At 68.0% G+C, this 11,329-nt stretch carries 3 protein-coding genes; all 3 read right to left on the reverse strand.

The annotated features are described in order from the left end of the window. Positions 1–28 precede the first annotated feature (28 nt). On the reverse strand, positions 29–3,937 hold the full coding sequence (gene dnaE, locus HMPREF2826_RS08525) for a DNA polymerase III subunit alpha (RefSeq protein ID WP_070640945.1): 3,909 nt from the start codon (positions 3,935–3,937) through the stop codon (positions 29–31). A gap of 158 nt (positions 3,938–4,095) precedes the next feature. After that, positions 4,096–7,632 carry a UvrD-helicase domain-containing protein gene (locus tag HMPREF2826_RS08530; RefSeq protein ID WP_070640947.1) on the reverse strand — a complete coding sequence of 1,179 codons (3,537 nt, stop codon included), beginning with the start codon at positions 7,630–7,632 and terminating at the stop codon, positions 4,096–4,098. Next, a complete protein-coding gene (locus HMPREF2826_RS08535) occupies positions 7,629–10,889 on the reverse strand; it encodes a PD-(D/E)XK nuclease family protein (protein ID WP_070640949.1) in 3,261 nt (1,086 codons plus the stop codon). The genes HMPREF2826_RS08530 and HMPREF2826_RS08535 overlap by 4 nt, the downstream gene beginning before the upstream one ends. Positions 10,890–11,329: the final 440 nt, after the last annotated feature.

The raw sequence follows: 11,329 nt of genomic DNA on the forward strand, positions 1-11,329 counted from the left end.
AGGCCCCACGGCGCGGGCGGGCGCGGCCCTACGCATACGCGACGCGCCCCTCCCTGCCGACGAAGTCCTCGACCTCGGCCAGGAGGATGGCGTTGCGGGCGTCGACCTTGGTCGGGAGCAGGAGCCGCATGAGGTCGCCGGCGTCGCTCTCGACGAGGAGCTCCACCCGGTCGAGCCCCGCGTACCGCACGAGTATGGACTGAAAGAGCTCCATGCGCTCCTGAGAGAGGAGCCGCGCGCTGACGCAGACCTCAAAGACCTTGGGCCTGTTCGTCCTGTCCGAGAGCTCCAGGCTCTCGACCGAGCTCGCGATGAGCTGGTCTCCCCTGTCGCCGCGCTCGAGCTTGCCAACGACCTTGATGAAGACGTCACCCACGCGCTCGCCCGTCTGGGGGTCGACCTGGCCCTCGAGCGCGGCGGCGCACTCCTTGTACGCCTTGGGGAACACGACGACGGAGATCTCGCCCTCCATGTCCTCGAGGGTGACGATGGCCATCTGGTCGCCCTTCTTGGTGACCTTCTTGGCCACGCCGCCGGTGGGAACCATGCCCGCCAGGCTGAAGGAGCTCCCCTCGGGCACCTTGAAGGTCGTGGTGGTGGACCCGTCCGCGGCGTTGACGACCTCCTCGGACTCTGAGAGCTCGCTGATGGCGTAATCGCGCGCCTTCGAGAGCGCGTACTCATAGGGCGCGAGCGGGTGGTCCGAGACGTAGAGGCCGAGCACCTCGTGCTCCTGGGCGAGCTTGGTGTGGCGGTCCCACTCGTCAGCGGGATCCGGCGGCGGCACCTCCTCGTCGAAGCCCGATCCCGCGACGTCCGCGAGCAGGTCGAAGAACGAGCTCTGCCCCGACGCGCGGTCCTTCTGGCGGCGGGCGGCCGCGTCGACGATGTTCATGGGGTCGCCCTTGTCCACGAAGCCGAGCAGCTGCTTGCGCGGGTATCCCGTGGAGTCGAAGGCGCCGGCCTTGATGAGCGCCTCGACGACGCGACGATTCGCCTGGCTGCCGTCCAGGCGGTCCACGAAGTCATGGAGGCTCCTGAAGGGGCCGCCGCGCTCGCGCTCGCGCATGATGACCTCGCCGACGCCGGCGCCGACGCCCCGGATGCCCGCAAAGCCAAAGCGCACGCCCTCTCGCGTGGCGGTGAAGTCGCGGCCGGACTCGTTGATGTCAGGCGGCAGGACCTCTATGCCCTCGCGGCGGCAGGCAGTGACGTAGTGCACGATCTTCTCGGTCTTGCCCATGTAGGAGGTGAGCACGGAGGCCATGAACTCCTTGGGGAAGTGCGCCTTGAGCCAGGCCGTCTGCATGACGAGGATGGCGTAGCCCGCCGAGTGGGACTTGTTGAACGCGTAGGAGGCAAACTCCAGGACGTCGTCCCAGATCTTCTGGGCGACGTCGCGCTCGTAGCCGTTGCCCTGCGCCCCGTTCATCCAGTGGTCGTAGGTGGTCTCGTCCCTGCCGTCGTCCCAGTGAAAGACGGTGGAGGTCAAAAGCTTGATCTTCTTCTTGGCCACCGGCTTGCGAATGCGCGAGTCGCTCTCACCGGCCGAGAAGCCGCTCATCTTGACCGAGATCTGCATGACCTGCTCCTGGTACACGATCGTGCCGTAGGTCTCGTCCAGGATGCTCGAGAGGCGGTCGTCGTAGAAGACGACGGGCTCCTTGCCGTTCATGCGGTTGATGTAGCTCGTGACCATGCCGGCGCCCAGCGGGCCGGGGCGGTACAGGGCGATGAGTGCCACGATCTGCTTGTACTCGCGAGGCTGCATGTTCTTGATGGTGGCCGTCATGCCGGCGGACTCCACCTGAAAGACGCCCGCCGTATGGCCCGAGCCCAGAAGCTCGTAGATCTTGGGGTCCGAGAAGTCGATGAGGTCCACGTCTATGTCGACGCCGCGCGCGGACGGCTTGAGGCAGGCCCTCACGGCCTCGGGCATGGCTGCGACGTCCTGGGGGCCGGGGTGGGCGGCGCGGATGTTGTCGAGTGCCTTGTTGATGACCGTCAGGGTGCGCAGACCCAGGAAGTCCATCTTGAGCAGGCCCATGTCCGCCACGGAGTGACCCTCGTACTGGGTGATCGTGACGTTGCCCTTGGTGTCGAGCTTCGTGGGCACGTGGTCGGTGACGGGCGTGGGCGCGATGAGGGTCGCGCAGGCATGCACGCCCTCGCCGCGGGTCATGCCCTCTATGGAGAGGGCCGCGTCAATGATCTGATGCGCGACCTGGTCCTCACGGTAGGCCCGCTCAAAGTCCGGGGAGTACTGGTCGGGCCGCCTCTCGTTCTTGTGGAGCGCGTTTTCCAGGGAGAGCTTGGGGTCGTTGGAGAGCATCTTTGACAGCCGCTGCCCCACGTAGACGGGCTGCCCCAGCACGCGGGCGGCGTCGTTGATGGCCTGCTTGGCCTTGATCGTGGAATAGGTGATGACCTTGCAGACGTGGTCCTCGCCGTACACCTCGCGGACGTGCGCGAGGACGTCCTGCAGGTGCTCGTCGTCAAAGTCCATGTCGATGTCGGGCATCTCGGAGCGTTGGGGCGAGAGAAAGCGTTCGAACATGAGACCGTTCTCAAGGGGGTCGAAGGTCGTGATGTTCAAGGCGTAGGCGACGATGGCGCCCGCGGCCGACCCGCGGCCCGGCCCCACGCCGATGCCGTTGTCCTTGGCCCACTGGACGTAGTCCTGGACGATGAGGAAGTAGTTCGCGAAGCCCTTGTCGCAGATGACCTGATACTCGTATTCAAAGCGCTCCCGGACGTTGACGCCGTTGATCGTGACGTCACGCCAGTCGTCGCCGTAGCGCTTCGCCAGGCCGCGCTCGCATTCCGCACGAAAGCGCTCCTCGGCGGTCTCCCCCGGTCGCAGGCCGGGAAACGAGGGCAGGTACATGCTGGACCAGTCGAGCTCGTAGTCGCACTTGTCAGCCACCTCGACGGTGTTGTCCACAGCCTCGGGCAGCCACGAGAAGAGCTCGCGCATCTCCTGCTCGCTCTTGAGGTAGTACTCGCTGCCCCGCATGCGCATGCGCTTGGGGTCGTCGAGCGTCGTCGCCTTGCCGATGCAGGAGAGGAGGTCCTGCGTGGGGGCGTCGTCGCGAACGAGGTAGTGGAAGTCGTTGGTGGCGACCACCTTGATGCCAAGCTCGCGTCCCAGCCTGACCAGCTGCTCGTCAAGGCGGCGGTCGTCCCAGCCGCCCTCGAAGACGTTGCCGTGGTCCTGGACCTCAAGGTAGAAGTCGTCCCCGAAGAGCTCCTTGAAGGTGAGGGCCCACTGGCGCGCCTCGTCAGGCCGGCCCGACACCACGCACTGGGGAATGACGCCCTGCACGCAGGCGCTGAGGCAGATGACGCCCTCGTGGTACTTTCGCAGCATGGGCAGGGTCGTGTGGGGCTTCCCGTAGTACATCATCTCGTGGCCGGCGGCCTCGGACATGCACTTGAGCAGGTTGTGGTAGCCCGTCTCGTTCTTGGCGAGCAGGATCAGGTGGTAGCGACGCTCGCGCGTGCCGCGCTCCACGTGATCGCCCGTGATGAAGTAGGCCTCGCAGCCAAAGATGGGCTTGATCTTGAGGGGCGGGCGGTTTGCCCGGACCGCCCCAAGGTCGTGGGAGGAAGACTCCCAGACCTCGCAGTCCGAGGCCCACTGGGCGTGGGCTTGGTCATGGCGGGGGGCGTCCTGCGGGTCGGCCTCAGGCTCCGTGAGCTCCCAGGACTTCTGGAAGCACTCGAGGTCGCGCTTCCACTGGCGCATGGCGAGCGCCTCCTCGTTGTACCTGCGGCATTCGAGGTCGAGGTTGGGGATCCCAAACATGTAGCCGTGGTCCGTCAGCGCGACCGCCGGCATGCCGAGCTCGACCGCCCTGCCCACGATGTCCGAGATGCGCGCCGCGCCGTCCAGGATCGAGAAGTCCGAATGGCTGTGAAGGTGTACGAATGCCATGCCGCCCCTTGCCTTGATGTCCGCCCGCTAGAGCATAGCCCAACCCCGCACGCCCCCGCGACCCAAACGACCCGGCTACGCCGCATCCGCGAAAGTCCCCAAGCGCCGGGCGGCGGCACGCCTGTGGCCAGGCTCCCCGCACACGCGTTGTTGCGCCGCTAGATGACGGGCGGGTTGTCCCTGTCAAACACATAGCGGGCAACCAGGGGATCGCCGCTGCCGTCGTCCACCTCCACGCAGGCAAAGCGGCAGTCCACCTCGTCAAAGCCCACGGACATCAGCACGTGCGCATAAAAGTTTGCCTGCATCAGGTGGCGGGAGGACACCTGCGCGGCCGAGAGGCCCCTGTCGCCCGTCTTGTAGTCAACGAGAAGCGCGCACGACGAGCCCTCGTCCGTCGCCAGCAGGTCTATGGCCCCCTCCACGTACTTTCCGTGGCGCGAGGTCACCGGAAGGAAAAATGGCACCTCCGCGCGCACCAGCCCGTGGGTGAGGACCTCCGCCCTCAGGCGCGACTCGCACCACCGCTCCAGCGCCGCGTCCAGGCGCGCGGCGGAACGACGCGAGAGGCCCCAGTAGGTCTTTGCGCGCTCGATGCGGGCGGGGGTGGGCCTCTGCGCACCCGACTCCACCATGGCTTGGGCAAGCTCGTGGAAGGCGGACCCCAGGCTGGTCGCACGGTCGGCGTCGTCGGTCTGCGGGGCGTCGTCGGCCTGCAAGGCATCCCCAGGCGCGGATGGGGAGGGCTGTTGGGGAACATGCGTGGGCGGTGCGGCCATATCGACGGCGGGCAGGCTGCCGGCATCGGGCTCCACCCCCATTTGCGCATGCGCCGAGGAGTAGCTGAAGATGCCCTCGCGGACAGACCACGTCTCGATTCTCCCGACGGTGGGGTCGGCCTCAACCTCGTAGAGGCCAAAGGGCGCATTGGAAGCCTCGCCAGAACCCTCGCCGCCATCCGTCGGGACCGTCTCGCCCTGCCGCGCGAGCGACCGGAACAGCGCGGCGGAATCGTTGGGAAGCGGCCCGTCCACGAGCGTTCCCGACGAGTCGGCGCTCACGACGCGGTCGGCCCCCGTGCCCTCCGCCATGGTAGAGACAACGCGCAGGCGCGCGGGTTCGGAGCCGCCGTAGTCCAGGGGATGTACGCCGGGAGACGGCAGGGCGTCGCCAACGAGCGCGCCGAGCACGCCGGCGGCAAGCTCGGGCTTAACGGACTCCTTGGAGACCGTGACGCCCAGCCCCAGCACGAGGGCCTCTCTCGCGCGCGTGAGCGCGACGTAGAGGAGGCGCGCCTTCTCGCCCGCAGCAGCGTCCTTCGACTGAGCCGAGAGCCAGCAGAGGCACTCGGACAGGGACTCGGGCCGCTCATCCACCGGAATGTCGTCCAGCTTTCCCAAGCCCTTGGGCTTCAGGCACACCCCCACGCCGCCACCCGGAAGGCGGAAGGAGACAACCGGACCCCCGTCCGCCCTGCTTGACCAGCATTCCGCCACCGCGACGATGGGAAACTCAAGGCCCTTTGAGGCGTGTATTGTCATGACCCGCACACTGCGCCGCTCTCCCCCCAAAAGGGTCGCCGGCGGCACCTTTGCGGTCTGGAGCCACAGGTCAAACTCGCTCGCGGCACGCGCGGGGCCCAGCCCCAGCTCCGACGTAAGGTCGCGGACGTGGCGAACTGCGGCGAGCACGTTGGCCTCCTCGGCGCGGCCATCCTCTCCCCGGCGCTCCAGGCGCGCAAGCCAGCCGGACTCCCGCACCACCTGCATGCACACGTCCGCCACGGGCATCCTGCGCATGGCCAGCCGCGCGCGCATGAGCACGTCGTGGGCCAGGCGCAGTCGCCCCGACGCGGGCTCTGGCCCCAGCAGGTCCATGGTCTCGATTCCGCGGTCGATGGCCCGCTTGGTGGGCGCGTCGAGCGTCCTCTGCACCCGGGTGCCCAGCTGCACGAAGTCGTTGGCGTCCAGCTCAAACAGGGGGGAGGTAAGGAGCGGGAACAGCCCGGACTGCGTGTCGTGCGGGTTGGCAAGGGTGTGCAGCAGCGCCGCCATGGTGCCTGCCGCGCGCGTGGCCTTAAACGTTGACCCACCCGTGACCACGCAGTCGATGCCACGGGCCCTGAGCGCGTCAATGTAGAGGGCCGCGTTGGTGGTGACCCCCAGGAGCAGTGCCATGTCTCCTGGCTGCTCGCCGTGATCCACGTGCTCGCGAAGCCGATCCGCGATGGCTACCGCCATGACCGAGGCGTTGGCCCGCGCCGTCGTGGAGGCGCCCTCCACGAGCTCCACGTCAATGCGCGGGAGGTCACGGGCACGGTACGCATCGCTGCGCCGGGGGTCTGCGTCCAGATGCATGAAGCCCCTGACAACTCCCGCAGGGCCGCCACAGGTGGCGTCCACAAACGAGAGGATGTCGGAGTGGCTGCGATAGTTGACGTCCAGCCTGATGCGCTCGTCCTCCTGCACGTCCTTCCCACGGGCCCGAAACACGCTCACGTCGGCGCCGCGGAAGCCGTAGATGGACTGCTGGGCGTCGCCCACGGTTGCCAGGTGCCGCTCCCCCTCGCCCGAGAGCAGGCGGATGAGCTCGAGCTGCCTTGAGTCGGTGTCCTGGAACTCGTCCACCATCACCAGGCGGAAGCGGCCCGCGTAGTCTGCGGCAATGGCATCGTTGTCACGCACGGCCGCAAGGGCAAGCGCCACCAAATCGTCCGTGTCCAGCAGCGACTGGGAGGCCTTGAGCTTTATGAAGCGGTCGTCCACCTGCCGGGCAAGGGAGACGAGCCTGCCCGCGAGCGGACGCACCCTCGCGAGGGCCGCCTGCGCCCTGGCGAGGGCGAGGGCCTCCTTTGCGTCGGGGATCAGCTCTGCGATCGCATTGCTCCTGCGGGGAAGGCCGACGCCGCCCAGCGCCTCGAGCGCCGCCTCTGGGGTGCGCGCCCCGGGGGACAGGGCCTCGTACGCCTCGAGCACGCGCGTGGAGAGCGCGATCGTCTCCAGCGCCTTCGCCGTCACGCCGCTCTGTGCCCCGATCGCTTTCAGCGACCCCAGCAGGCGCCCCATGCAGCCGTCCAGCTCGTCATCGCCGACGAGCTCGAGCGACTCAAAGCCCCGGGGGGCGGAGTGCGCGGCGTCCATAATCGCATCGACGATGCCCATTACGCCGCCGGGCATCGATGCCGCCGCGGAACCCAGGCCGTACTCGGCGATCGCGTCAAGGAGGAGCGAGTCTCCCCCCTGTCGGATGGCGGAGCTCGCCACCTCCTCCAGCGCCTGGTCCATGAGCGACTTCGCCTCGTTTTTCGAGGCCACGCGAAAACGGGGGTCCAGCCCCAGGTCGAGCGCGTGCCTTTTGAGGATGCGCGTGCACATGCCATGGATGGTGCTTATCCAGGCAGAGTCAACCTGCAGCGCCGCCTCGCCCATGCCCGCGGCCCGCAGGGTGGAGCGCACACGCTCCTTGATCTCCCGCGCGGCGGCCTGCGTGAAGGTGATCACGAGCACCTGCGAGAGGTCATCAAGAAACGCGGCGCCCCCCTCCCCGGAGCCCGCAGAGAGAGCCCACGCGATGCGGCGCGTGAGGGTAAAGGTCTTGCCCGAGCCCGCCCCGGCCTCCACGAACAGCGGGCGGTCCAGCGTCCTCACGATGCCCCGCTGGCTGTCATTGAGGCCGGAGAGGTCGATTCCGCTCATTGAGAGATCCTCCTGTCGCAGTTCATGACCGGGCAGTACGAGCAGGCCCGCTCGTCCTTGGGGTGGGCCTCAATGTTTCCGTCGAGAAGCTCGCCCACCTTCTCGCGGATGGCCCGCTCGGTGGCATCGAGGAAGGCGCCCATGCCGCTTTCGCCCTCCATGCCATACGTTGCGGAGTCGTCCACCGTGAGCGCCCGAGCGGCCTTCTCCCTGCGCGGAGCGCGGGATCCCAGCACGTTCTCAAGCGCGTTTGCGCCCACCGCCCCGGCGATGGCGTGGTCCCCCTTGGTGCCCAGGTACACCGCCGCAGTGACCCTGAGGTCCGGGCGGCGCCGACGCACCACCTGGGCGTAGATGAGCGACTGCACGCGGCGTGGCAGGGAAAACGACGAGTCGTCGGGCTGCAACACGTTGTGCTCCTGTGCGAATCCCTTGGGAGACTTGTGCTTGTAGTCAATTACCACGGCCTGGCCGTGCCGATCCACGTCCACCCGGTCGATGGTGCCCGTGAGATAGGCGCCCGCGTACTCCACCAGGTCGTCTTTCCTGCCAAAGTTCCACTCAAAGTAGCGCGGCTCATAGCCCAAAAACAGCCCCGCCTCAAAGTCGAGCGCCGAGAGCAGGTCTTCCCTGAGGGTGCGCAGGAGGTCCCGGTCCGCCGCAGTGTGAGGAACAAAGGCCTGGTAGCGCGAGTGCTTGCCCTCCCGTATCAGCTGGCGGCGCAGCTCCTCGTCAAAGGTGTGCAAGAGAATCTGCCGGACCAGCTCCCGCGTTGCCCCGTCCCCCTCCAAGAGGCGTGAGCCGGCAATGCCAACCGTTGGCGCATCCTCGGGGTCAAAGCCCTCGCCCAGGGCGTCGGACGCCTCGAGCGCGCGGCACAGGAGCTCACGGTGCGTCAGCTCCATGACCCGGTGGGCAAAGGTGCCCGTCTCCATGGGCGAGAACCCCGCGTCAAAGTCCTGCAGCCTCAGGCGACGCAGGCTGAACCACTTGTACGGACACTCCAAATACGACTCTATCTGCGAGGCGGAGAGCAGCGGACGCCCGTCCAGCAGGTCGTCCCTTCCCTCGGGCGGAACAACCACGAGGGCCCTGTTTGCCGCCCCGATCCTGCCTGCCGGTGAGGGACGCTCCTCGCCACGCGGCACGGAGGGCTCCCCCGACGGGGCCGCGTTGGCATCTGCCGCGCCATCACCCAGCTCCTCTACGGCAAGCCCCACGTCGCGGGGATCACGCATTGAGTCCACGCCGTAGCAGGCAAGGAGCTCGCTCAGCATGACCGAGGGATAGCGATTCTTTCCCTGGGGGTCAAACGAGCAGCGCTGCGCCACCAGAAAGCGCGAGGGAAGCGCCACGAGGGCCGCAAAGTCCGCGCGCGCCGCCAGCATGGGGTCTGCCTTGGGCTCCACGCCCAACCGGTCCAGGATGGCGGTGACCACGTCGTCCCCATTGCCCACCGGCGCCTCCTCGGAGGTCTGCGAGCAGAGGACGGCCGCGTCCACGCTGCCCGGCGCCAAAAAGGATGCCAGGTGGCCCGAGAGAATCGTTACCTGCGCGCCTGCCCCAGCGACCTCAATGCGTGGGCGCGCCACCACGCTCGCCTCGCCCAGGGCGTCGCGCGCGAGGGAGACGAGGCGCGCGAGGGAGACGCCGCCCCGCGCCTCTGGGTCCGCCGTGACGCCAAGCGACCTCAGGGCCCGCGCAACCTCAATTACCGCAGCCAGGGCGCCGCTTGCGAGCGACTCCGCCAGGGCGTCCGCGCCGGCGGTATGGACCTGGCGCATCTCGCCCGCGTCATCGACGACGTAGTCTGCCAGCTCGTCAGCTACCTGTCCGGCGGCATAGGGCGCAAGGAGCCGCGCCGCAGCCGAAGCCAGCCTGCCGCGAAGCAGCTCGCGCGTGGCGGCGGCGATCTCCGGGCTCGTGCGGCGGGGGCTTAGGAGCGTGTCGAGCACGTCACGTGGCGTAAGCAGGCGGTCTGCCCTCCAGGCACGGTCGAGCGAGAGGGCCTTTGGCACGGGCACGTGAGAGATCTCGCTGCGCAGGAAGTCGCACAGGGCTCGTGGAGGCCACCACGACATGTCACCCAGCCCAACCAGCGTTTCCCCTTCCATGCCCTGCGAGTCTGGCCACCTTTGGGCAAGCTCCGAGAGCAGGGCCACCGACTCCGCAAACTCAAGGAACGCCCTGCCCGCCTCGGTTGACAAGACGCGCTCGGCAAGCTGGGCGCGCACACCCACGCCCCGGGCCACGAGCTTGGGCGCAAGCTCCCTCCAGGCCCGCGAGCCGTCCGCCGCCGCGACAACCACGGAGCGGCAGCCCCTGTCGGCCAGGGAGCGGACGCACCGTGCCACGGACTCCCCCTCGGCCAGGGGCCCCGCCGGCTGAAGGAGCGAGACGGCACCGGTGGCACTCACCAACCTCTCCCGGGCGCCATAGAGCGTGGAGAGCAGCGCACCCAGCTCATGGGAGCGCCCAGGCTGCGCACAAGCGCTGACGTCCTCTCGACGTGGCTCGCGCAGAACGATGCCGCGCTCCCGCGCAGCCCGGCATAGCAGGTCCAGATTCTCTCCAAACCCCTCGGCCGCAACGCGGTTGGGGCAGCGTGCCACAACCGTGACGTTGCCGTGGGCGGCAAGCCCCAGCGCAAGCTCGCGCAGCGTCCTCGGGAGCGTCCGGAAGCCGTCAAAGACCACGGGCACGGGCGTCACGCCCTGCTCCTGCAGCACGTCCGCCAGGCGCGCCATGGCCTCGCAGCCCTCCACAAACCCGTGGGCGTGAATCATGCGGGCGTAGTCTTCCACCAGGAGGAGCGCGGCGCCCTCCGCGCCCGTGAGGCCATCCCTGGCAGGCGCGAGGCCGTCATTTTTCGAAGAGAGCCAAGGCAGCGCACGTGAGGCGAGGGAGCACAGGACGTCCACCGTCCCGGCGTTGGCGCCCATGCCGCCAAGCCTATCTGGGCCTGCCTGGGCAAGGGTGCGCTGCATTGCCGCAGTGCGCGTGGTGGAGTCAATCACCCTCGTTCCATCTCCCCAGACCTCCCAGCGCTCCCGCGCCCATGCCGCGGGGGTGGAAACCATCAGCCCCAGGGGCGAGAGTCCCCCCTCGGCAAGGGAGGTGCTCGCATCCACCTGCCGTTGGAAGTTGGGAACCAGCAGCACCGCGCGGCCGCCGGCGTGCAGGGCCTCCCCAAGTACCTCGCGTGCGCACGAGCACACAACCGTCTCTTCCCTCGTCCAGACTATGGTGAGCGACATGACACTCCCTGCCGTTGGTGGGTGTGGCGCGTCGTGCGCCACACAAGAAGCTACGTGCAATATGGTAGCGCGTGCCCCAGACACACCTGCCGTACACGCGGGGCATGCGTAACGCACGGGCGCACGCGGGCGGATATCGCATGGGCGGATATTCTTGATGTACGCAGGAAGTGCACGGGAGGGCGGGGCGCTGGCGGTCTCGGGCGGCGACAGGCGCATTCCAGCGGGCGGGGCGGGACGGCAATATTCTCAGCCGTGCAGTATGCGGTATGCGATCTTCGCGGCCTCTCAATTCCCCAGGTGATACAATCTTCGACACGGTTCTCGGCATCTACGAGCAGGTCTTCGCGGCCTCTCAATTCCCCAGGTGATACAATGTCTCCGCACCCGTATCCGCTTTTGCGCCTGTCTTCGCGGCCTCTCAATTCCCCAGGTGATAC

It is taken from the genome of Olsenella sp. HMSC062G07, from assembly GCF_001811895.1.
Lineage (GTDB): Bacteria > Actinomycetota > Coriobacteriia > Coriobacteriales > Atopobiaceae > Olsenella_F > Olsenella_F massiliensis.